This window comes from Streptomyces glaucosporus, assembly GCF_039533345.1.
GTDB classification, from domain to species: domain Bacteria; phylum Actinomycetota; class Actinomycetes; order Streptomycetales; family Streptomycetaceae; genus Streptomyces; species Streptomyces glaucosporus.
In genome coordinates this window covers 108744-130463 of record NZ_BAAATJ010000010.1, presented here as the reverse complement: position 1 = coordinate 130463, position 21720 = coordinate 108744, and the positions used below count along the sequence as shown (strand labels likewise).

The 21720-nt window shown below is 72.5% G+C and carries 18 protein-coding genes; 6 read left to right on the top strand and 12 right to left on the bottom strand.

Annotation, left to right across the window (positions count from 1 at the left end; translation table 11 throughout):
* Positions 1-457: 457 nt before the first annotated feature.
* The 4 genes from ABD358_RS13420 to ABD358_RS13405 all read right to left on the bottom strand — a co-directional run bounded on the left by ABD358_RS13420 (position 458) and on the right by ABD358_RS13405 (position 5609).
* Entirely contained in the window at positions 458-2026 is a 1569-nt protein-coding gene (locus ABD358_RS13420) for an RNA polymerase sigma factor (RefSeq protein WP_344631186.1), read from the bottom strand.
* A 385-nt stretch (positions 2027-2411) separates the two neighbouring features.
* A complete protein-coding gene (locus ABD358_RS13415; protein WP_344631185.1) occupies positions 2412-3449 on the bottom strand; it encodes a FadR/GntR family transcriptional regulator in 1038 nt (345 codons plus the stop codon).
* A 200-nt stretch (positions 3450-3649) separates the two neighbouring features.
* Positions 3650-4384 (bottom strand): NUDIX hydrolase, encoded by a 735-nt coding sequence (locus ABD358_RS13410; RefSeq protein ID WP_344631184.1) that lies wholly within the window; start codon positions 4382-4384, stop codon positions 3650-3652.
* A gap of 55 nt (positions 4385-4439) precedes the next feature.
* A complete protein-coding gene (locus tag ABD358_RS13405) occupies positions 4440-5609 on the bottom strand; it encodes a DUF4192 domain-containing protein (protein ID WP_344631183.1) in 1170 nt (389 codons plus the stop codon).
* 130 nt (positions 5610-5739) lie between these two features.
* Between ABD358_RS13405 and ABD358_RS13400 the strand changes: the two genes are divergently transcribed.
* Entirely contained in the window at positions 5740-7905 is a 2166-nt protein-coding gene (locus tag ABD358_RS13400) for a RecQ family ATP-dependent DNA helicase (RefSeq protein WP_344631182.1), read from the top strand.
* Between the two features lie 235 nt (positions 7906-8140).
* Positions 8141-8716: a hypothetical protein gene (locus ABD358_RS13395; protein ID WP_344631181.1), complete on the top strand. Its 576-nt coding sequence runs from the start codon at positions 8141-8143 to the stop codon at positions 8714-8716.
* Positions 8717-8740: 24 nt separating this feature from the next.
* Here the strand turns inward: ABD358_RS13395 and ABD358_RS13390 are convergent, their stop codons facing one another.
* The 5 genes from ABD358_RS13390 to ABD358_RS13370 form a co-directional block, all read right to left on the bottom strand.
* Positions 8741-9349, bottom strand: a complete 609-nt coding sequence (locus ABD358_RS13390; protein ID WP_344631180.1) for a hypothetical protein — start codon at positions 9347-9349, stop codon at positions 8741-8743.
* An 81-nt stretch (positions 9350-9430) separates the two neighbouring features.
* A complete protein-coding gene (locus ABD358_RS13385; protein ID WP_344631179.1) occupies positions 9431-10108 on the bottom strand; it encodes a ribonuclease HII in 678 nt (225 codons plus the stop codon).
* Between the two features lie 186 nt (positions 10109-10294).
* Complete coding sequence (locus tag ABD358_RS13380; RefSeq protein ID WP_344631178.1) at positions 10295-11023, bottom strand: histidine phosphatase family protein; 729 nt, start codon at positions 11021-11023, stop codon at positions 10295-10297.
* Positions 11024-11097: 74 nt separating this feature from the next.
* Positions 11098-11706 carry a YdbC family protein gene (locus ABD358_RS13375; RefSeq protein WP_344631177.1) on the bottom strand — a complete coding sequence of 203 codons (609 nt, stop codon included), beginning with the start codon at positions 11704-11706 and terminating at the stop codon, positions 11098-11100.
* A gap of 43 nt (positions 11707-11749) precedes the next feature.
* Complete coding sequence (locus ABD358_RS13370) at positions 11750-13174, bottom strand: amidase (protein WP_344631176.1); 1425 nt, start codon at positions 13172-13174, stop codon at positions 11750-11752.
* Positions 13175-13293: 119 nt separating this feature from the next.
* Here ABD358_RS13370 and ABD358_RS13365 point away from each other — a divergent pair, with 119 nt between their 5' ends.
* Positions 13294-13902: a TetR/AcrR family transcriptional regulator gene (locus tag ABD358_RS13365; RefSeq protein ID WP_344631175.1), complete on the top strand. Its 609-nt coding sequence runs from the start codon at positions 13294-13296 to the stop codon at positions 13900-13902.
* On the opposite strand, the gene ABD358_RS13360 is transcribed toward ABD358_RS13365, so the two are convergent.
* Complete coding sequence (locus tag ABD358_RS13360; RefSeq protein WP_344631241.1) at positions 13856-14683, bottom strand: SDR family oxidoreductase; 828 nt, start codon at positions 14681-14683, stop codon at positions 13856-13858. The two genes, ABD358_RS13365 and ABD358_RS13360, sit on opposite strands and share 47 nt — an antisense overlap.
* 473 nt (positions 14684-15156) lie before the next feature.
* Between ABD358_RS13360 and ABD358_RS13355 the strand changes: the two genes are divergently transcribed.
* Both ABD358_RS13355 and ABD358_RS13350 read left to right on the top strand, forming a co-directional pair.
* Positions 15157-15687, top strand: a complete 531-nt coding sequence (locus tag ABD358_RS13355; protein WP_344631174.1) for a TerD family protein — start codon at positions 15157-15159, stop codon at positions 15685-15687.
* A gap of 127 nt (positions 15688-15814) precedes the next feature.
* Positions 15815-16528 carry a DUF5710 domain-containing protein gene (locus ABD358_RS13350; protein WP_344631173.1) on the top strand — a complete coding sequence of 238 codons (714 nt, stop codon included), beginning with the start codon at positions 15815-15817 and terminating at the stop codon, positions 16526-16528.
* A 327-nt stretch (positions 16529-16855) separates the two neighbouring features.
* Here ABD358_RS13350 and ABD358_RS13345 read toward each other — a convergent pair whose 3' ends face one another.
* Both ABD358_RS13345 and nrdR read right to left on the bottom strand, forming a co-directional pair.
* A complete protein-coding gene (locus ABD358_RS13345) occupies positions 16856-19723 on the bottom strand; it encodes a vitamin B12-dependent ribonucleotide reductase (protein ID WP_344631172.1) in 2868 nt (955 codons plus the stop codon).
* A gap of 111 nt (positions 19724-19834) precedes the next feature.
* A complete protein-coding gene (gene nrdR / locus ABD358_RS13340) occupies positions 19835-20491 on the bottom strand; it encodes a transcriptional regulator NrdR (protein WP_344631171.1) in 657 nt (218 codons plus the stop codon).
* A 395-nt stretch (positions 20492-20886) separates the two neighbouring features.
* Here nrdR and lexA point away from each other — a divergent pair, with 395 nt between their 5' ends.
* Positions 20887-21690 (top strand): transcriptional repressor LexA, encoded by an 804-nt coding sequence (lexA, locus tag ABD358_RS13335; protein ID WP_344631170.1) that lies wholly within the window; start codon positions 20887-20889, stop codon positions 21688-21690.
* Positions 21691-21720: the final 30 nt, after the last annotated feature.

The following is a 21720-nucleotide window of genomic DNA, read 5'->3' as shown; positions in this document are numbered from 1 at the left end:
GTGACCGCCCGTACCCATGCCACTCCGCCCCGCGAGGGGCCCCCGGGCACGGGACGGAACCGCCTCTCCCTGCCGCCTCCGCGGATTTCCGCCTCGAGCGGCTCCTCCGCTCCTGACGCAACGTCCTCCCGCTTCATTCCGTATCCGCACTCCGCACACTCCCGGCGCACTCCCGACCGGGCGGGCGGAGCGCACATCAGCCGGGCGGCCCCTCGCCGTCCCGCTCCGGGCGCTTCTGTGACGGCCCGCGCGCAGCCGTGCGTCCGTCCCTGTCAGGGCAGCCCCTGCCGGAACAGATCCACGGGGCCTCCCTGACCGTACAACCATCCCGTCCCATCCAGCGTGGGCCATGCGAGCGGTATCCGCATCCCGAGGAACCCCGGCTGCTGTGCATGGCGAAGGCCGGTACCCCATGTGGGGTACCGGCCTTCGCCATGCACAGCAGCCGGGACGCGGATCAGTCCAGGTAGTCCCGCAGCACCTGGGAGCGGGACGGGTGTCGCAGCTTCGACATCGTCTTGGACTCGATCTGGCGGATCCGCTCGCGGGTCACGCCGTACACCTTGCCGATCTCGTCCAGCGTCTTGGGCTGGCCGTCGGTGAGCCCGAAGCGCATCGAGACCACGCCCGCCTCGCGCTCGCTGAGCGTGTCGAGAACGGAGTGGAGCTGCTCCTGGAGGAGCGTGAAGCTCACCGCGTCGGCCGGCACGACCGCCTCGGAGTCCTCGATGAGGTCACCGAACTCGCTGTCGCCGTCCTCGCCCAGCGGGGTGTGCAGGGAGATCGGCTCGCGACCGTACTTCTGGACCTCGACGACCTTCTCCGGGGTCATGTCGAGCTCCTTGGCCAGCTCCTCCGGGGTGGGCTCGCGGCCCAGGTCCTGGAGCATCTGGCGCTGGACGCGCGCGAGCTTGTTGATCACCTCGACCATGTGCACCGGAATGCGGATGGTGCGGGCCTGGTCGGCCATCGCGCGGGTGATGGCCTGGCGGATCCACCAGGTCGCGTAGGTCGAGAACTTGTAGCCCTTCGTGTAGTCGAACTTCTCGACGGCGCGGATGAGGCCCAGGTTGCCCTCCTGGATCAGGTCCAGGAAGAGCATGCCGCGACCGGTGTAGCGCTTGGCGAGGGAGACCACCAGACGGAGGTTGGCCTCCAGGAGGTGGTTCTTGGCCCGGCGCCCGTCCTCGGCGATGATCTCCAGCTCGCGCTTGAGCTTGGGAGCGAGCTTGTCGCTGTTGGCGAGCTTGTCCTCGGCGAAGAGTCCGGCCTCGATCCGCTTGGCCAGCTCGACCTCCTGCTCGGCGTTGAGCAGGGGGACCTTGCCGATCTGCTTGAGGTAGTCCTTGACCGGGTCCGCGGTGGCGCCCGCGGCGGCGACCTGCTGGGCCGGGGCGTCGTCCTCGTCCTCGTCGGACAGGACGAATCCCTCGTTCTCGCCCTTGGCGTCGACCGCGGGGTCGTCGGCGGCCTTGCCGCCCTTGAGCGGAGGCTCGTCGATGAGTTCCTCGTCGTCGAGCAGGTCGTCGACGTCCGACTTCTTGGCGGCGGTCTTCGCCGTGGCCTTCTTCGCCACGGCCTTCTTGGCGGTGGTCTTCTTCGCCGTGGCCTTCTTCGCCACGGCCTTCTTGGCGGGCTTGGCCGAGGCCTCCTCCGCGGCTTCCTCCACGTCCTCGACCGGGCTCTCCACCTTGGTGGCGGCGGTCTTCCTGACGGTGGTCTTCCTCGCGGCGACCGTCCTGGTGGCGGTGCGCTTGGCCGGGGTCTTCGCTGCGACGCTCTTCCGGGTGCGCTTGGGGGCCTCTGCGGCACTCACCATGAGCGTCACACCCTCCTCGTCGAGGATCTGGTTGAGGCTACGCAGGACGCTCTTCCACTGGGTGGGTGGAATCTGGTCAGCCTCGAAGGCCCGACGCACATCGTCGCCGGCGATCTGCCCCTCGGCCTTTCCCCGCTCAATGAGCGCCATCACAGACGCGGACTCGGCGATCTCCGCAGGGAGCGTACGGGATGTGCTGGCCGACACGAACAACCTCTCGGAACGATGGAAACGGCTTCGGCCCCGCCCACGAAGGATCCGGAACCTGCAAGCCCCGGCGGGGATGACCGGCGGCTCGGGTGGTAGCGACGGGAAACGCGGAGCCGAACACGGCGTCGCGTTCCCCAGCGGCTGCCACCTCTTGACTCATCGCGCTGCCGCGCGAAGCGTTACGCCTAATTAGAGTGTCCCGAGTCACAGGACATATACGGCCAGATCGCCTTTTACACGCTGAAGAACCGGGTTGTGGGCCCGGCTCGCAGGCGCGGCGGAGTGGGCCGGGGGCTTCGACGGAAGTGGATCAGGGGCTCCCGGTGCCGCCGGAACCCTGCGGGGTTCGGGTGACACCGGGAGGGCAGGCCGGCGCCGACTGTCAGTGCTCGCGCGGCGCGGGCACCACGTGGTCCGGGGATCCGCCCGCAGCCGGCGCCTCGGGCGCCGGCCCCGCGGCGGTGGAGGCGGGCGCCGCGGCCGGCGCCCCCGAGGCCGCGGACGCGGTCGCCTCGGGGGAGCCCGTGAGCAGCCTGCGCATCGCGCTCTCGGCGGCTGCGGCCTCCCCCGAGGCGACGGCGTCGGCGATCCTGCGGTGGTGGGTCACCGACGCCTCGGTGGGGCGCTCGCAGCCGGCGGTGGGGGCTCCGGAGACCTGGAGAGCGGCGGCGACGATGCCGGAGAGGTGCTCCAGCATCCGGTTTCCCGCGGCCTGAAGCAGCAGGGCGTGGAACTCGGCATCGGCCCGGGAGAAGGTCAGGGCATCCCCCTGAGCGAGCGTGTGTCCCATGATCTCGACCATGTCGGCGAGACGCTGCTGGATCTCGTCCCGGCCGTGGTCTGCGGCGAGGCGGGCGGCGAGCGGCTCGATGGCCCAGCGCAGCTCGCACAGTTCACGGCGCTGGTCCTCGCGCTGGGGGCCGAAGGCACGCCACTCGATGATGTCGGGGTCGAGGAGGTTCCAGTCGCTGACCGGGCGGACTCTCGTGCCGACGTTGGGGCGGGCACTGACCAGGCCCTTGGCCTCCAGCACCCGGAGCGATTCGCGGACGACGGTGCGGGAGACCTCGAAGCGCTGGCCGATCTCCTCGGGAACGAGGGGACGGTCGGCGCCGAGGTCGCCGGAAACGATCATCTGACCCAGTTGCTGTACGAGTTGGCCGTGCAGCCCGCGCCCCCGGTTCCCGGCGGTACGGCGTCCGGCCCGGGCCATCTCCGACTCGCCGCCGTCCCAGGCGGAGACACTGGTGGCACGCACCGCGCCGGTCGACTCGGCATAGGCGTAGCGGTCCGCCTCGCCCGGGCCGGCGGAGCCGGAATCGACGGAACGGGCCGAGGTCATCATGGTGTGCGCAAGGGTAGTCACGCATCCTTTGTCGGCGGTGCTCCGGACGGCCTTGAGGGCTTTGGTGAAAAGCACACGAAAGGGTGATCGGCGCCCCCTGCATAATTGACGCCTTATCGGAAGGAAACGCTCTTTCGGCCAGGCGTACACGGAAGTTGACGCGCACCGGCGGCGATCGGCTCCCGTGGCGGGGGAACCACCCGGCGGCACGGCTCCGCGGCGGGAGGACACGAGACGCGGAACCCGCGGTCCGCGAGCACGGCGTCCGCGCTCCTTCAGATCTCCGGACGCAGCATGGGCGGGTTCAGCAGCGTGGCGCCGCCGGCCCGGAAGAGCTGGGCCGGCCTGCCGCCCTGGCGGGTCGTCGTACCGCCCGTCGGCACCAGGAAGCCGGGAGTCCCGGTCACCTTGCGGTGGAAGTTCCGCGGATCGAGTGCGACGCCCCACACCGCCTCGTACACCCGCCGCAGTTCCCCCACCGTGAACTCCGGCGGGCAGAAAGCGGTGGCGAGCGAGGAGTATTCGATCTTCGAACGGGCGCGTTCCACCCCGTCCGCAAGGATCCGGCCGTGGTCGAACGCGAGCGGCACGGGACCCTCACCGGGATCCAGCAGGGTGTCCACCGGCGCCCAGCGGACACTGTGCGCGTCCCCGCCGGCGGTGGGAGACGGCAGGTCCGGAGCGAGCACCAGATAGGCGACGCTGACCACCCGCATCCGCGGATCCCGCCGCGGATCGCCGTAGGTCGCAAGCTGCTCGAGATGCGCGCCCACGTGGTCACTGCCCGGATCCTGCACCTCCAGCCCGGTCTCCTCGGCCAGTTCCCGGGCCGCCGCGGCCTCGAGGTCCTCGTCGACCCGAACGAAGCCCCCGGGCAGCGCCCACCGCCCCTGGTACGGCGGTTCGCCCCGGCGTACGACCAGAGCGCACAGTGCGTGCCTGCGCACGGTGAGCACGACCAGATCGACGGTGACGGCGAAAGGAGGAAAGGCCGACGGGTCGTAGGGCATGCCGTGATCATAGTCGTCTCCCTGACGATAAACAGCGGCTTCGCCTTCTCCGCGATCAGTCGCGGGTCGCCGCGGTCTTGGCGGCGCGTTCGGCCCGCTGCCGCCGGAGGCACTGCCTCAGCGGTTCGGGGTCCAGCCCGCTGTTGCAGGCGCTGTGCAGCAGCCGTGCGAAGACGTACCCGGGGTCCAGTTCCAGTGCCCGGCCGAGCGCCACGCGCGCGGCGGGCTCGTCGCCGCAGGACCACGCGACCCATCCCGCCAGGGTGAGCGGAGCGGCGGCGTGTTCGGCGTAGGCGCCGACGCACCGCCTCGCCAGGGCCCGCCACAACCGGAGCGCGGGGGCCGCGTCCTCGTCCTCCATCCATTCGGCGGCCCAGTCCCGGGTGACCCGGTCCTGGAGGCCGAGGATCAGCGCGGCGGCCTCTTCGTGGGAGAGGAGTCCGTCGTCCCGGGCATCGGCCCGTGCCCGTCCTTCCCTCCGGTCCGCAGCGGGTGCGTTCCGGTAGCGGTCGAGCAGCCTCCGGGCGAGCGCGAGGGTCTCGGCGCGTACGGACTGCCGGTCGGTCTCGCCGAGCATCCGGGGCACGAGGGCCGTACCGGCCAGGTCGAGGGCCAGTTCCTGCGGTTCCGCGACCGGCGGTCCGAGTGGTGCCAGCCTGGCGGTCAGTTCCTTGAGGGAGCCCTCCACCCTCATCCCCGCGTACGCGGCGGCCGCCGCCATGACCGAGGTGCCGGGAAGTCCCAGCGGGGTGCCGTCCGCGGGGCAGCACCGGGTGTCCGGACAGCAGTACGACCAGTAGCGTCCACCGGATACGCACAGCGCTTCGTACACGGGCATCTCCAGTGCCCCGCAGGCGGTCCGCAGCCGCTGTGCGAGCGGCCTGAGCCTCTCCATGACGGCCCGGCCGCTCTCGCCCCCGGCCGGGTCCTGGCACAGGAAGACGAGAGCGCCGTCGGGGCGGCCGCCCCGCGCGGCACTGTTGCCGAGCAGGCAGTCGGCGAGTTGCCCGGCGAGGTCGGCCCAGTTCTCCTCCCCGGTGGGGATGCCCACCCGGAGCCGGCCGCCGAAGCGTCCGTTGGGACCGTGGAGCCCCACCAGGACGATGGAGTCGTCGGGGTGGTAACCGAGCAGATAGGGAAGGGAGTCGATCAGCTCGGCGGGGCCTCGCAGGGTGACCCGGGTGGCGGCGGACGGCTTCCGGGCGGATTCGCTGTGACGTGTCATGCCCCGACAGTGACGCGGACGGGCACGCCGCCGCTCACGATTGTCCACAAATGGCGGCGATGATCACATGAATCACTGGTTGTCCACAGACGGTTCGCGCGGTGTCGGTGCGATCGGGTTGCATGGACGCATGAGCGAGGAGAACCTGCGCGCCGCGGCCGATGCCGTGCTGTCCCGTCTCGTCGGCGACGCCACCGGCACGGCACGCCTGCGCGAGGACCAGTGGCGGGCCGTGGAGGCCCTGGTGGTGGAGCGCCGGCGGACCCTGGTGGTGCAGCGCACCGGCTGGGGCAAGTCGGCGGTGTACTTCGTGGCGACCGCGCTGCTGCGTGAACGCGGCGGCGGCCCCACCGTGATCGTCTCCCCCCTGCTGGCACTGATGCGCAACCAGGTCGAGGCGGCGGAGCGGGCGGGGATCCGCGCTCGCACCATCAACTCCTCGAACACCGAGGAGTGGGATGCGGTCCACGCAGAGGTGGCCGCGGGCGAGGTCGACGTGCTGCTGGTGAGTCCCGAGCGGCTCAACAACCCCGACTTCCGCGACCAGGTCCTGCCCAGGCTGGCCGCCACGACCGGGCTGCTGGTGGTCGACGAGGCGCACTGCATCTCAGACTGGGGCCACGACTTCCGGCCCGACTACCGGCGGCTGCGGACGATGCTCGCGGAACTTTCCCCGGGTGTCCCCGTGCTCGCCACCACCGCGACGGCCAACGCCCGGGTGACGGCCGACGTGGCCGAACAACTGGGCACCGGCGGGGAGGGAACGGACGCGCTCGTCCTGCGGGGTCCCCTGGACCGCGAGAGCCTCCGCCTGGGAGTGCTGCACCTGCCGGACGCGGCGCACCGGCTGGCCTGGCTCGACAGCCATCTCGACGAGTTGCCGGGGTCCGGGATCGTCTACACGCTGACGGTGTCGGCGGCCGAGGAAGTGGCGGCGTTCCTGCGGCAGCGCGGGCACGCCGTCTCCCCCTACACCGGGAAGACCGAGAACGCCGACCGGGAGGCCGCGGAGGCCGACCTGCTCGGCAACAAGGTCAAGGCGCTGGTGGCCACCTCAGCCCTGGGCATGGGGTTCGACAAGCCCGATCTCGGGTTCGTCGTCCATGTCGGCTCCCCCTCCTCCCCCATCGCCTACTACCAGCAGGTGGGCCGGGCCGGGCGTGGTGTGGAGCATGCCGAGGTGCTGCTGATGCCCGGCCCGGAGGACGAGGCGATCTGGCGGTACTTCGCGTCCCTGGCCTTCCCGCCCGAGGAGCAGGTGCGCCGCACGCTGGACGTGCTGGCCGCGGCGGACCGGCCGTTGTCGCTGCCCGCCCTGGAGCCTCTGGTGGAACTGCGCCGCTCGCGGCTGGAGATGATGCTCAAGGTCCTCGATGTGGACGGAGCGGTGCGGCGGGTGCGCGGCGGCTGGGTCGCCACCGGCGAGCCGTGGACCTACGACGCGGAGCGGTACGCCTGGGTGGCCCGACAACGGGAGGCCGAGCAGCGGGCGATGCGGGAGTACGCGGCCGGTTCCGGGTGCCGGATGGAGTTCCTGCGGCGCCAGTTGGACGACGATGACGCCGCGCCCTGCGGACGCTGCGACAACTGCGCGGGGCCGCGGTTCGGCACCGAGGTCGATCCCGCGTCGCTGGAGGCCGCGCGGGGTGAACTGCGGCGTCCCGGTGTGGAGGTGGAGCCCCGCAGGATGTGGCCGACGGGGCTGCCCGCCATCGGGCTGGACCTCAAGGGCCGTATCCCGCCCGGGGAGCAGGCCGCCCCCGGCAGGGCCCTGGGGCGTCTCTCCGACATCGGCTGGGGCAACCGGCTGCGTCCGCTGCTGGGCCCGCAGTCGGCGGACGGGCCGGTGCCGGACGATGTGGCCGACGCCGTGGTCGGGGTGCTCGCCGACTGGGCCAGGGGGCCCGGAGGATGGGCCTCCGGGGAGGAGGGGGCGCCCGCCCGGCCGGTGGGGGTGGTGACGATCGCCTCCCGGACACGACCGCAGCTGATCCGGTCGCTGGGGGAACGGATCGCGGCGGTCGGCCGGATACCGCTGCTGGGCACCGTGGAGTACGCCGGCGAAGCGGTGGACACCCGCGTCCCGCGGACCAACAGCGCGCAGCGGCTCAGAGCGCTGCACGGAGCACTGACCGTGCCGGGGCCGCTGGCGGAGGCCGTGACGGACCGCGGCGGGCCGGTGCTGCTGGTGGACGACTTCACGGAGACCGGCTGGACCCTGGCCGTGGCCGCACGGCTGTTGCGCCGGGCCGGCGCGGCCAAAGTGATGCCGCTGGTCCTCGCTGTCCAGGGGTGACGCGCCGCAGGGCGCCGGAAGCCGCTCGCGCCGGCGTCGGCGGAGCGACGCGGAGGGGCTTCCGGCGGCCCCGGACGCCGAGGTCCGAGGAACCGAGGAACCAGGTCCCGGAGAGGAGGCGGGCATCGGTGCGGTGGCGGTCCCGAGTGACCCATGGCATCCGGCGTTCCATTGCCGTCGTCGTCCACGCGGGTGAGAATTGGCGTGATCCACGGATGAAGGACGGAGGAGGACCATGGCCTTCGGTTTCGCCCCGCCGTCGTCCACGGACACAGCGCCCCGCCTCGGCCGCACTCTCGAACCCGCCGAGTGGGCCGCCGCCGGAATACCCCTGCTGCGCGACCCCCGCGGGGTCGTCGCCGGCCTCCACGCCCGCCACCGGCCGGATTCGGCCACCACCGTCGTCGCGGTGCTCGGACCGGACGAACGGCTCGTCGCGAGCGCGTCGTTCACCCGCCCCGGTTCCGTGTCCGACGGCTGGGAGTGCCGCAATCTCCTGCTGTCCCATCTGCGGGGGATCGTCCCGCACGACCTGCGGCTGCGCAGGCCCGTGCGCACCGCTGTCCTGCTGTGCTGCCGCGAGGGCGGCTCCGGCTGGACCGAGGAGGACGGTGCGTGGATGTGGGGCCTGCGCGACGCCTGCACCCTGCACGGTCTCCGGTGCGGGTCGTACATCACACTGACCCGTACCGGCTGGCAGGTGTTCGGTGAGGACCGCCGCGGCCGACGGCCGTCCCTCGGCCCCGCCGTCCGGAACAGGGGGACGGGAGGCGAAGGGACCAGGACGCCGTACCGCGCCGCGGCCCGCTGATCCGCCCGGCGCGGGGGCGACGGTTCAGAGCAGGCCGCGCAGCCTCTGCGGATCCCCGCAGACGACCAGCCGCGAGCCCGCCTTGGCAAGGGCCTCGGGCAGCGCGCGGGCGGCCTCCTCGTCCGTCCCTCCGTTGACGACGAACAGCACGACAGGACGGGCGGTGGTGCGGCCGACGGCCGACGCGTGGGCGTAGAAGACGTCCTCGCCCTCGGCCTGCTGGCGCCAGTAGGAGTCCTCTCCGAAGGAGAGCTCGTGCTGGGCCCAGGGGTGCGGATCTCCGGTGGTCAGCACCAGGACGTCCGCGGGTCGGCAGCCCTCGTCGAGCAGCTTGTCGACGGTTTCGTCGGCGGTCTCGACCGCGGTCGCCTCGGTGGCGTCGACCAGCTGGATCTGCGGGGCCGGCTTGGCCTGCGCGGCGGGACGCCCTGCCGCGGGACGCGGGGACGCCGCGGCGCGGGCCGGTGCGGGCCGGTCGGGAGCGGGACGGTTGCGGTCCCCTCGCGGCGGCGCGGGCCGGGGGCCGGGAACGGCGGAGGGGCTGGGAACGTGGGGGGTCCGGGTGGTGCCCGCCGTGGTGCGGGGGCCGGGGACGTTCGGGTGGATCTTGGGCTCCTCGGAGCTGTGAGGCATGGGCTGATGTCTATCAAACGCCGAAGCCCGACGTGTCACCGGGTTCGGAAAAAGGTGCGATTTCGTTAGCTTGACTCCGGGTCAGAAGAGGCCGATCTGCTCGGCTCGGTCCTCCCGTGTCCGTTTCATGTGCCGCCACCTCGGAAGCGCGTCCAGGTACGACCACGACAGCCGGTGGTGGGGAGTGGGTCCCAGTTCCGCGAGCGCGGCACGGTGCGCGGGTGAGGGGTAGCCGGCGTTGCGGTCGAACCCGAAGGCGGCGTACTCGTCGCCCAGCCGCGCCATGAGGGCGTCCCTGTGCACCTTGGCGATCACGGAGGCGGCGGCCACCGCCACACAGGACCGGTCGCCCTTGACCACCGTGCGGACCCGCCAGGGCGCCCCCAGGTAGTCGTGCTTGCCGTCGAGGATGACCGCGTCGGGACGGACCGGAAGCGCCTCCAGGGCGCGCACGGCGGCGAGCCTGAGAGCGGCCGTCATCCCCAGCTCGTCGATCTCCCGGGGGGAGGCGTGCCCCAGCGCGTGGGCCGTGACCCAGCCGGTGAGTTCCTCGGCCAGCCGGGCACGGCGCCCGGGGCCGATGAGCTTGGAGTCCGTGAGCCCGTCGGGCGGACGCCGCAGTCCGGTGACCGCGGCGCAGACGGTGACCGGCCCCGCCCAGGCGCCGCGGCCGACCTCGTCGATTCCGGCGACGACCTTCGCTCCGGTGGTGGCGCGCAGGGAGCGTTCGACGCGGTGGGTGGGAGGCTCGTACGGCATGGCGCCAGCCAGGGTACGCCCCCCGTGCCGGGAAGGTGTTCGAGGGGGCCCGTCCCTCAATGCGCACACCCCCGACGCGCCCGTGTCCGGTGTGCGCGACGGCCGCACCCGTCTGCCCGCCGTCGCCCGCCTCCGTCTGCCCGCCGGCCCGGTCCCGCGGCGGCCGTCCGCCCCGGGGCCGGGTTCTCACCGGTTGCGGCGCCTGGTGCGGGGCTCGTAGGAGTGCGCCAGGCCGTATGTCTCCCCGGAGCCGCCCTCGTAGGCCCCCGCGTACGACTCGGGAGTGGTCCAGCGCTCGAACGGCCGGTCCAGGTGGTAGCGCCCGTTCGCCCCCAGCAGCAGCATCCGGATCTCCCCGTTCCCCGGGTTGGACAGGGACTCGAACTCCGCGACCGTCCAGTGCAGCCACCTCATGCAGAACAGCCGCATCGTCAGCCCGTGCGTGACCAGGAGCACGTTCGGCGGATGGTCGGGCAGGGCGAAGCTGCGCCACAGGCTCTCCAGGAAGGCCCCGACCCGGTCGTAGACGTCCGCGCCGGACTCCCCCTGCGCGAAGCGGTAGAAGAAGTGCCCGTACGCGTCGCGCGCCGCCTTCTGCTTCCGGACCTCCTCGCGGTCCTGCCAGTTGCCCCAGTCCTGCTCGCGCAGCCGGGGCTCCTCCCGGACCCGCACCCGCGTCGGGTCCAGGCGCAGGGCGCGGAAGGTCTGGTGGGTGCGGCGGTACGGCGAGACGTACGCCGAGACCCGCTCGTCGCCGAAGACCTCCCGGAGCCGTTCGCCCGCGGCCTCCGCCTGCCTGATCCCCCGGGGGGTCAGGCTCAGGGCGTGGTCGGGGATCCGCTCGTACACCGAGTCGTCGAGGTTTCCCTCCGACTCACCGTGCCGGACCAGGACGATGCGACGGGGTCGTGCCATGTGTCCAGCCTAGGGGTGCCGGGACCGGCCGGCCCGCCGCGCGGACACGGCCGCCGGAACCGGGGCCCGGCCCGTCAGACGGTCCACGCCGGTTCGAGGTCGATCACGTCCCCGTCGACCGCCGTGACGTCGGCTCCGATCTGGGCGCGCAGCGCCAGTCTCTCGATCCTCTCCGTGCGGTACTTGCCGTGTTCCGCCGCCGAGTCCCACATCGACAGCACCAGGAACTCGTCCCCGCTCTGCGCCTGGGCGAAGACCCCCCGCAGCATTCCGGGCGAACCGGCCATCGCCGGGTTCCACACCTTCTCCTGCATCAGGGTGTAGTGCTCGACGCGCTCCCGGCGGACCGTGCAGTGGGCGACGCGCAGCAGGTCGGCGTCCGCGAACTGCGGCTGGAACCCCACCTTCACGTCGAATCGGTACTCGAAGAGGCGGACCTGGGCGTCCTTGTGGGTGCCGGTCTGGGTCGCCGCCAGCCGGTCGTGGGAGCGCGCCATGAACGAGTCGTAGAAGGCGCGGCTCTCCCAGAAGCCGAAGAGGTGTGCCACCCCCGGCCGGGACCGGCTCCAGCCACCGCCCTGCGCGCGGAACCCCGGCTCGCCGAGCAGCCCCGCCCACTTCCGCTGCCCCCGCTCGAAGCCGCGTCGGTCGACCACCGTGCACCGCATCCACCTGACCAACACCGCGCCATCGTACGGCCATATGGAGCGCTGATCGCATGGCTCGTCACAGAAGGGGACCGACGGGGGTGAGCCGTCCGGCTCCGCGTTCGACCACCGCCGCCGCGGCCAGGCACCGGTCCTCGCGGAACGCCTGCCCGATGATCTGCACCCCGTGCGGCAGGCCGCCCCACACCCCGGCGGGCACGGCCACGGCGGGGACGCCGACGAAGCTGGTGACGGCGCACAACCGCATCGCCTCGCCGACCGCGCGGTGTCCCTCCTCGTCGCGGGACTCCAGGCCGGGCGCCGGCGGTGGGCTCGTGAACACGGGCCCGAGCAGCAGGGGGTACTCGGCGAGGAACCCGGCCCAGGCCCGTCGGACCGTCAGCCGCACTCCGGTCAGCCGCAGGTACTCCGGCAGGTCCACCGGCGCGGTGCGCGCCATCGACATCTCGATGTAGCGGTCTTCCCCCGCCCCGAGGATCCGTCTGACGGAAGGCCAGGTCAGGGCGAACTCGGTCATGATCATCCTGCCGTACGCCTCCAGCGCCTCGTCGTGCACCGGCACGTCGGGCACCTCCGTCACGGCGTATCCGGCGTCCGAGAGGTACGAGGCCGCGGTGTCCACCGCCTCCCGCACCCACGGGTGTACGCCCCGGCCGCCCGGGTCGGCGACCACCGCCACCCGCACGGGCCCGCCGTCGGGCCCGTGCGTGGGCACCGGTACGGCGCGCGGGTCGCGCGGGTCGGCTCCGGGGCCGGCCAGTGCCTCGAAGGCGAGCCGCAGATCGCCGACCGTACGGGCCAGTGGGCCGTCCACCGGGATCGTCTGGGCGCTCAGGGGCGGGTCTTCCGCTCCGATCCGGTGATCGGCGGGGAATCGTCCCTCGGTGGGCTTGAGACCGGTCACGCCGCAGAAGGCCGCGGGGATGCGCACCGATCCGCCGGAGTCGTTGCCCAGCCCCAGGGGCGCCAGGCCCGCCGCCACGGCCGCCCCGTCGCCTCCGCTGCTGCCGCCCGGGGTGACGCGGGGGTCCCAGGGGTTGACCGTGTCGCCGAAGAGTTCGCTGCGGGAGTGCATCCCGGCGAGGGTGAGGGTGGGCATGTTGCCGCGGCCCACCGGTATCGCCCCGGCCGCCTTGAGCCTGGCCACCGGCGGGGCGTCGGCCGTGGCCGTGGCGTCCCGGAACCACCGGGCGCCGTGGGTGGTCGGCACTCCACCGACCGCGATGTTCTCCTTGACGGTGAACGGCACACCGGCCAACGGGCCCGGGTCCTCCCCCGCCGCGCGGCGGTGGTCGATTCCGGCGGCCTGCTCCCGGGCCGCGTCGGCGAGCACCCGGGTGAGGGCGTTGACCTCGGGGTTCACCTCGGCGATCCGTTCAAGGTGACGCTCGACCACCTCGGTGGCGCTCACCTCGCCGGCCCGGACCGCCCGCGCGATCGCGCCGGCCTCCCATCGCCACAGGGCACCGTCCCCACCGTTCATCTCCCGTCCCTCCCCCACGACGCCCGCCGCCTCCGCGGGCACCTCTCGTTCCGATGCGCTTGCATCGGAACAGTATCCTGTGATCGATACAAGCGCATCGGAAAAGCGAGGCCGCGGTCATGCCCCGACGGATCGACCACGACAGCCGCCGCCGGCGGATCGCCGACGCCGTCTGCCTCCTCGCCGACGAACGCGGCCTGGAGGGGGTCACCCTGCGCGACGTGGCCGCCCGGGCCGAGGTGTCCATGGGAGCCGTCCAACGCTGCTTCCGCACCAAGGAGGAGATGCTCGTCTTCGCCCTCACGCACGTGGGCGAACGCATCACCGACCGCGTCCGCGCCCGACTCGCCGCCTCGCCCACCCGGTCCGCGCGAGTCTCCCTCGGCCACACCCTCGCCGAGGTCTCCCTCCTGGCCGAGGAGCACCGCGCGGAGGCCCGGGTCTGGCTGGCGTTCGTGGCGCAGGCCGCCGTCACCCCCGCGTTGGGGAGGGTCGTGCGCGGCGCCTACGACGAACTGCGCGCCCTCCTGGTGCGCCTGATCACCGAGGCGACCGACCCGCCCCACCCCCGCCCCGAGCGCGAGGCCGACGCCCTGCTCGCCCTCGCCGACGGCCTGACCACCCACGTCCTCATCGGGCGGCTCTCCCCCGAGGCGGCCCTGGAGATCCTGGACGAGCGGCTCACCCGGCTGTGGGAGCCCGAGCGGCCAGGTACTCGTCGTAGGTGACGCGGCCCACCGCACGGTCGGGCGCCAGATGGCCCCCCTCGCGGTAGGCACGGAAGACGGCCCCCGGCAGCCACAGCGGCAGCACCGGGCGGCGGCGCCCCCGGGCCCGCAGCGTCACCCGTGTCAACTCGCGGTGGTCGCGCACCTGCGGGCCGCCCACGTCGGGCACCCGGCCCGCGGGACCGCCGACGGCGAGGGCCGCGAGCCGGTCGGCCACCTCTCCGGCGTCCACCGGCTGGAAACGCACCCCGCCGAGCGCGAGCGTCACCGGCAGCATCCGCTGCGCGTCGACGATCCCGGCGATCAGGTCGTGGAACTGGGTGGCCCGCAGGACGGTCCACGGCAGCCCCGACTCCGCCACGATCCGCTCGGCGGCCAACTTGGCCCGGTAGTAGACGAACGGCACCCGGTCGACCCCGACGATGGAGATGTGGACCAGGTGCGGGTCGCCTCCCGACCGGCGCGCGGCGTCCACCAGCCGGCGGGTCGCGGCCACGTCCCCGCGCCCGATCGTGGTCGCGCAGTGCACGATCGCCTCGACGCCCGCGACGGCGGCGTCGATCCCCTCCCCCGTGCTCAGGTCGCCGGTCGCCCAGTCGTACGGCTCGCGGTCCCCGGTGGGACGCGGACGGCGGCTGAGCACCCGTACCGCGCGCCCCTCCTCCGGCAACCGCCGCACGACGCGGCGGCCGAGCGTGCCCGTGCCCCCGGTCACCAGGACGCTCCCGCCCGCGCCCCGGCGACCGGTGCTCGCGGCGTCACCGAACTCGACGGGTTCCATGCGCTCCACCGGCCTTCCACCGTCCCGACGAGGTTCCTCCTTCCACGGACTTCCACGGAAGAGGCCGGACGGCCCGCGCGGACACGGCGGCTCACCCGTCCGCCGGACCGCCCTCCCCCGGCGCCGGGAAGCGTTCGCCCGCCCGCGCCGGCGGCCCTCGGCGGTTCCGGGCCCCGGCGACCTCCCGGTGGGCGCGGCCGGACGCCTCCCGCCCGTCCGGGCGGCGGAAACCGGCCTGACGCCCGGTCAACCGGCTTCGCTCATACGCGACTTCCGCCCTGCTCGGGGCCGCGCGCATGGCACCATGGACAAACGGTCCGAAGCCCCGGCGGTCGAGGCCCGGTCACACGGCCGGTCCCCGCCTCGCCGGAGCCCGGTTCCGCACTCGGTCGGGCATCCTCGTCCGGCCGTGGCCCCGCCCACCGGGCGCGGGCACGTACCGCGGCGGCTCAGTTCCGAGGAAGGGGAGCCTGGTGAGCAGTCTCAGCAAGGGGGTCGAGAAGGTCCAGGTGGCGCTCAAGTGGGATCCCAGTCCCTCCGGCGCGCCCTCCCACGACCTGGACATCATCGCCGGGGTCTACTCCGCGGACGACCCGCACGGCGACCCCGTCCACCTCGTGCACTTCGACAAGCGCTCGTCCGACGGCACCATCACCCTCAACAGGGACAGCAGGACCGGCCTGGGCTTCGGCGACGACGAGGTCATGACCCTGGAGCTCAACCGCATGGCGCCCTCGTACGTCCGCGTGGTGGTGGGCGTGGCCATCCAGCAGAGCGCGGGGCGCAAGACGTTCGGCGACATAGCGAACACCGCCGTCCGGATCGCCGAGGGGTACGACGAGCTGGCCCGGCACGACTTCTCCGCCGTCTCCGGTTCCACGGCCGCGACCGTCGCGGAGTTCACCCGCAACGGCTCGGGCACCTGGGAGTTCCGGGAGGACGTCCGCGGGTTCGACACCGATCCGGACGCCTTCGCCTCGCTGATGGGCGCCGCGGCGTCCTGACCGGTCCCTCCGGTTCGCCCCGGGCCGACGGGGCCGACGGGGCCGACGGGAACCGCGGTGAGGGACCCGTTGCAGGGTGCCCGGTCGGCGCCGGAGTACGATCGCCGCCCGGGGGAGGGAGACGCGCATGGCCGAGCGGTTGTGGCTGGACGTTCCCTACGGGGAGAAGGACGAGGCCAAGGCCGCGGGAGCCCGCTGGGACCCGGCCGCGAGGCGCTGGTACGCCCCCCGCCCGGGCACGGCCGCCCTGGAGCGGTGGGCGGCCTCCCCCGAGGTGCCCGATCTGCTGCCCGGCGAGGACCGGACGCTCGGGCAGGGCCTGTTCGTCGATCTGGTGCCCCGCACCTGCTGGTTCACCAACGTCCGCTCCTGTGTCGCCCCGAAGGACTGGGAACGGCTCCGCCGGGTGATCACCCGCCGTGCCGGTCATCGGTGCGAGGTCTGCGGGGCCGCCGGGGACCGGGGGGCGAAGCGGTGGCTGGAGGCCCACGAGCGGTGGGTCTTCGACGATGCCGCGCGTGTGCAGACCCTCAAGCGGCTGATCTGTCTGTGCACCGACTGCCACACCGTCACCCATTTCGGTTACGCCGAGGTCCGCGGTCTCGGAGCCCGGGCCCTGGCCCATCTGATGAAGGTCACCGGAATGACCGGGGCGGAAGCGCGCCGGCATGTCGACGCCGCGTTCGCGGTGTGGGAGGAGCGCTCGCGGGCCGTCTGGCGCCTGGACCTCGGCATCCTCACCGGCGCCGGCATCGCCCTCGCCCCGCCGCCCGGGGCCGGGGACCGTGCCCGTGTCGCCGAGACCGTCCTGCGCGCGTCGGCGCGGTCCGCCCGTCCCTGACTTCCGCGGCGGCCGGAGGGTCCCGGGGAGCCGGATCCGCCGCCTGCCGGTGTGCGGGGCGTGCGGGGAAGGAGGGCATGCCCGTGCTTCCCGCGGACCGGATCCCGGTCCGCGGGGCGCCTGGGCCGGGACCCGTACGGCGGCGGGGTGCGTCCTCGTCCCCCTCCCACCGCTCAGGGCCGTGCCACCGGTCCGCGACCGCGCGACCCGCCCCCGGCCCGGGGACCGGCGGGGCCCGGTACGCGGACGGAGGACGCCGGGGCGGCGGAACCGGTCTCCCGGTCCCGCCGCCCCGGCGGGTGGCTCACGCCTCGTCGGCGCCGGCCGTCAGCTGCAGCCGCTGGTGGAGCCGCAGCCCTCGCACAGGTAGCAGCTGCCCGCGCGGCGCATCTTGGAGCCGCAGGAGAAGCAGAGCGGGGCGTCGGCGTTGAGGCCGAGCTGCATCTCCACCAGCTCCGTGGAGCTGTGGACCTCCCTGGGCGCCGGAGCCGGGGCCTGCGGCTCCGGGGCCTTGACCGGCTTGGGCGGCTCCACCTGGCGCGGAGCGGACTGGGCCAGCCCCTCGACGTCCACCTCCTCCTCGGCCGGCTCGTACGAGCCGGTCTCCAGGTGGCGCTGGCGCTCCTCGGCCGAGTGGATGCCCAGGGCCGAGCGGGTCTCGAAGGGAAGGAAGTCCAGTGCCAGGCGGCGGAAGATGTAGTCGACGATCGACTGGGCCATCCGCACGTCCGGGTCGTCCGTCATGCCGGCGGGCTCGAAGCGCATGTTGGTGAACTTCGAGACGTAGGTCTCCAGCGGCACGCCGTACTGCAGGCCCACCGAGACGGCGATGGAGAAGGCGTCCATCATGCCCGCGAGGGTCGAGCCCTGCTTGGACATCTTCAGGAAGACCTCGCCGAGCCCGTCGTCCGGGTAGGAGTTGGCGGTCATGTAGCCCTCGGCGCCGCCGACCGTGAAGGAGGTGGTGATGCCGGGACGGCCCTTGGGCAGGCGCCGGCGCACCGGGCGGTACTCGACGGTCTTCTCCGTCTCGCCCTCCTTGGCCTTCTCCTTCTCGTCCTTCTTCTTGGCGGAGAGCGGCTGGCCGACCTTGCTGTTCTCGACGTAGACGGCGAGCGCCTTCAGGCCGAGCTTCCAGCCCTGGAGGTAGATCTCCTCGACGTCCTCGACGGTGCTGGTCGCCGGCATGTTGACGGTCTTGGAGATGGCGCCGGACAGGAACGGCTGGGCGGCGGCCATCATCCGCACGTGCCCCATCGGGGAGATGGAGCGCTCGCCCATGGCGCAGTCGAAGACCTCGTAGTGCTCCGGCTTCAGACCCGGCGCGTCGATGACGTTGCCGTGCTCGGCGATGTGCTCGACGATCGCCTCGATCTGCTCGGGCTGGTAGCCCAGGCGCTTGAGGGCCTTGGGAACGGTGTTGTTGACGATCTGCATCGAGCCGCCGCCGACCAGCTTCTTGAACTTGACCAGCGCCAGGTCGGGTTCGATGCCGGTGGTGTCGCAGTCCATCATCAGGCCGATGGTGCCGGTGGGGGCGAGCACGGACGCCTGGGCGTTGCGGAAACCGTTCTTCTTGCCCAGCCGCAGCACGTCCTGCCACGCCTCGGTCGCGGCGGCCCACACCGGGGTGTCCAGGTCGTCCATGCGCTTGGCGTCGGTGTTGGCGTCGGCGTGCTGGCGCATGACGCGCTGGTGGGCCTCGGCGTTGCGGGCGTAACCCTCGTACGGGCCGACGATCGCGGCGAGCTCGGCCGAGCGTCGGTAGGACGTGGCGGTCATCAGGGAGGTGATCGCACCGGCCAGCGCGCGGCCGCCGTCGGAGTCGTAGGCGTGGCCGGTGGCCATCAGCAGGGCGCCGAGGTTGGCGTAGCCGATGCCGAGCTGCCGGAAGGCGCGGGTGGTCTCGCCGATCTTCTCGGTGGGGAAGTCGGCGAAGCAGATGGAGATGTCCATCGCGGTGATGACCAGCTCGACGACCTTGGCGAAGCGCTCGGCGTCGAAGGACTGGCCGCCCTGCTCGTCCTCGCGCAGGAACTTCATCAGGTTCAGCGAGGCCAGGTTGCACGAGGAGTTGTCCAGGTGCATGTACTCGCTGCACGGGTTGGAGGCGGTGATGCGGCCCGACTCCGGCGAGGTGTGCCAGTGGTTGATGGTGTCGTCGTACTGGATGCCGGGGTCGGCGCAGGCGTGGGCGGCCTCGGCCATCTTGCGGAACAGCGCGCGGGCGTCGACCTCCTCGATGACCTCGCCGGTCAGCCGGGCGCGCAGGCCGAACTTCTCGCCCTTCTCGACCGCCTTCATGAAGGCGTCGTTGACGCGGACGGAGTTGTTGGCGTTCTGGTACTGGACGGAGGTGATGTCCTCGCCGCCCAGGTCCATGTCGAAGCCCGCGTCGCGCAGGGCGCGGATCTTCTCCTCCTCCTTGACCTTGGTCTCGATGAACGCCTCGATGTCGGGGTGGTCGACGTCCAGGACGACCATCTTGGCGGCGCGGCGGGTGGCGCCGCCGGACTTGATCGTTCCGGCGGAGGCGTCGGCGCCGCGCATGAAGGACACCGGACCCGACGCGTTGCCGCCGGAGGAGAGCAGCTCCTTGGAGGAGCGGATGCGCGAGAGGTTCAGTCCGGCGCCGGAACCGCCCTTGAAGATCATCCCCTCTTCCTTGTACCAGTCGAGGATCGACTCCATGGAGTCGTCGACGGAGAGGATGAAGCAGGCCGAGACCTGCTGGGGCTGCTTGGTCCCGACGTTGAACCAGACCGGGGAGTTGAACGAGAAGATCTGGTGGAGCACGGCGTAGGTCAGCTCGTGCTCGAAGATCTCCGCGTCGGCCGGGGAGGCGAAGTAGCCGTGCTCCTCGCCGGCGGCGCGGTAGGTCCGCACCACGCGGTCGATGAGCTGCTTGAGGCTGGTCTCGCGCTGGGGCGTGCCCAGGGCTCCGCGGAAGTACTTGCTGGTGACGATGTTGACCGCGTTCACCGACCAGAAGTCGGGGAACTCCACGCCGCGCTGCTCGAAGTTGACCGAGCCGTCGCGCCAGTTGGTCATGACGACGTCACGGCGCTCCCAGACCACCTCGTCGTACGGGTGCACCCCGGGGGTGGTGTGGATGCGCTCGAACCGCAGACCCTTGCCGGCCTTGCTCCCCCTGGCCTTGGAGCCTCGTGCCGGGTCGCTCGTCGTCTCTGTCATTCCGCCTCCCTGTACAGGCATAACGCCCTGACGCACCCGGCCCATCCCGGGTGCGGTGTCTGTTCTGATGGCCGGAGCGCGACAGCGTTCCGGTCGGGTCCTGCGGGCCGCTCAGTCTCCTGCGGCCACCGGGGCGGCGGGAGATCCGGCGGCTGCGCCGCCCCCGTCGCCTCTTCCGCCTCCGGTGTCCCCTTCGCCGCTCCCGCCACCGGTGCCGCTCCGGTGTCCGCCGGCGACCGCGGGGGTGCCGGCCGGAGCTGCGCCCGCGGCTCTCGCCGGGGCCCCGTCGTCCGCTGCGACTCCGCCGTCGCCGCGCGCGTCGGCCCGCGCCGCGCGCAGTTCGGCGATCGCGGCCTCGAAGTCCTCCAGCGAGTCGAACGCCTGGTAGACGGACGCGAAGCGCAGGTATGCCACGAGGTCCAGCTCGCGCAGCGGGCCGAGTATGGCCAGGCCGACGTCGTGCGTGGACAGCTCGGCGCATCCGGTGGCGCGCACCGCCTCCTCGACGCGCTGCCCCAGCTGGGCGAGCGCGTCCTCGGTGACCGGGCGCCCCTGGCACGCCTTGCGCACTCCGGCGATCACCTTGCTCCGGCTGAAGGGCTCGGTGACCCCGCTCCTCTTGATCACCATCAGTGACGCGTTCTCCACCGTGGTGAAGCGGCGGGAGCAGTGCGGGCACTGGCGGCGCCGGCGGATCGCGGTGCCGTCGTCGGTGGTGCGGCTGTCGACCACGCGACTGTCGGGGTGCCTGCAGAAGGGGCAGTGCATCGCTCCCCACCTTCCTTCACCCTCGACGGCGCAGCACGAACGCAGCACTGGACAAGCCTTCGAGTGCCCGGTGAACGGCCCTCGAAGCGGCCCCCAGCATAGGTGATGACCTCCGCCCCTCAGGAACGGGGGACCACAAGTTCTGGGTGACCGCGGACCATCTAACCACTACATCTGGTGGCCGGTTGCCGGAACACGCCACACGCGCGGGATCGCCGGGGCCGGAAGCGCACGAAAGGGTACCGTAGCGATCGGCGGCGCCCCTGCGGCCATACACCCACCACATCGGTTACGTCAGCTAATCGGTGAAACTTCACTCGAACGTGTGTTTGGCGCAACCTTTCGAAAGCACCTACCGTTGTCCAGCTAGGGAGAACCGCTTGAGAGGGGCCGACGTGAGCACCACCGCAGAGAGCGCCACCGTCACCGCACGGGACCGTTCCCGGGACCGAATCGATCATGTGCACGGAGCAAACGCCTCCCCGGGGAAGAGCGACGGAACGAGCGGCCAGCAGGCCCCCAAACCGACTCGCTCACTGCCCGGCCGCCCTCCGGGCATCAGGGCCGACAGCTCCGGCCTGACAGACCGCCAGCGACGGGTCATCGAGGTGATCCGCGACTCCGTGCAGCGCCGCGGCTACCCGCCGTCCATGCGGGAGATCGGCCAGGCCGTCGGCCTGTCCTCCACCTCCTCCGTCGCCCACCAGCTGATGGCGCTGGAGCGCAAGGGCTTCCTGCGGCGGGACCCGCACCGGCCGCGGGCCTACGAGGTGCGCGCCGCCGACGCTCCCACCAGCCAGACGACCGACACCACCGGCAAGCCCGCCGCCTCCTACGTGCCCCTGGTCGGCCGGATCGCCGCCGGCGGCCCGATCCTGGCCGAGGAGTCGGTGGAGGACGTCTTCCCGCTGCCGCGCCAGCTCGTCGGGGACGGCGAACTGTTCGTCCTCAAGGTCGTCGGCGACTCCATGGTGGAGGCCGCGATCTGCGACGGCGACTGGGTGACGGTGCGCCGCCAGCCCGTCGCGGAGAACGGCGACATCGTCGCCGCCATGCTGGACGGCGAGGCGACCGTCAAACGCTTCAAGCGCGAGGACGGTCATGTGTGGCTGCTCCCCCACAACTCCGCCTACCAGCCGATCCCCGGCGACGAGGCCACCATCCTCGGCAAGGTCGTCGCGGTGCTGCGCCGCGTCTGAGGCGCCCGCCAGGCCGGCCCCGGGACCACT

Excerpts from the sequence above, each read along its gene's own strand:
- ABD358_RS13410 (WP_344631184.1), bottom strand. The coding sequence starts at position 4,384 with ATGCCCTACGACCCGTCGGCCTTTCCTCCTTTCGCCGTCACCGTCGAT.
- ABD358_RS13380 (WP_344631178.1), bottom strand. The coding sequence starts at position 11,023 with ATGGCACGACCCCGTCGCATCGTCCTGGTCCGGCACGGTGAGTCGGAG.
- ABD358_RS13385 (WP_344631179.1), bottom strand. The coding sequence starts at position 10,108 with ATGCCGTACGAGCCTCCCACCCACCGCGTCGAACGCTCCCTGCGCGCC.
- ABD358_RS13350 (WP_344631173.1), top strand. The coding sequence starts at position 15,815 with ATGGCCGAGCGGTTGTGGCTGGACGTTCCCTACGGGGAGAAGGACGAG.
- ABD358_RS13365 (WP_344631175.1), top strand. The coding sequence starts at position 13,294 with ATGCCCCGACGGATCGACCACGACAGCCGCCGCCGGCGGATCGCCGAC.
- ABD358_RS13395 (WP_344631181.1), top strand. The coding sequence starts at position 8,141 with ATGGCCTTCGGTTTCGCCCCGCCGTCGTCCACGGACACAGCGCCCCGC.
- ABD358_RS13360 (WP_344631241.1), bottom strand. The coding sequence starts at position 14,683 with ATGGAACCCGTCGAGTTCGGTGACGCCGCGAGCACCGGTCGCCGGGGC.
- nrdR (WP_344631171.1), bottom strand. The coding sequence starts at position 20,491 with ATGCACTGCCCCTTCTGCAGGCACCCCGACAGTCGCGTGGTCGACAGC.
- ABD358_RS13390 (WP_344631180.1), bottom strand. The coding sequence starts at position 9,349 with ATGCCTCACAGCTCCGAGGAGCCCAAGATCCACCCGAACGTCCCCGGC.
- ABD358_RS13345 (WP_344631172.1), bottom strand. The coding sequence starts at position 19,723 with ATGACAGAGACGACGAGCGACCCGGCACGAGGCTCCAAGGCCAGGGGG.
- ABD358_RS13400 (WP_344631182.1), top strand. The coding sequence starts at position 5,740 with ATGAGCGAGGAGAACCTGCGCGCCGCGGCCGATGCCGTGCTGTCCCGT.
- ABD358_RS13405 (WP_344631183.1), bottom strand. The coding sequence starts at position 5,609 with ATGACACGTCACAGCGAATCCGCCCGGAAGCCGTCCGCCGCCACCCGG.
- ABD358_RS13370 (WP_344631176.1), bottom strand. The coding sequence starts at position 13,174 with ATGAACGGTGGGGACGGTGCCCTGTGGCGATGGGAGGCCGGCGCGATC.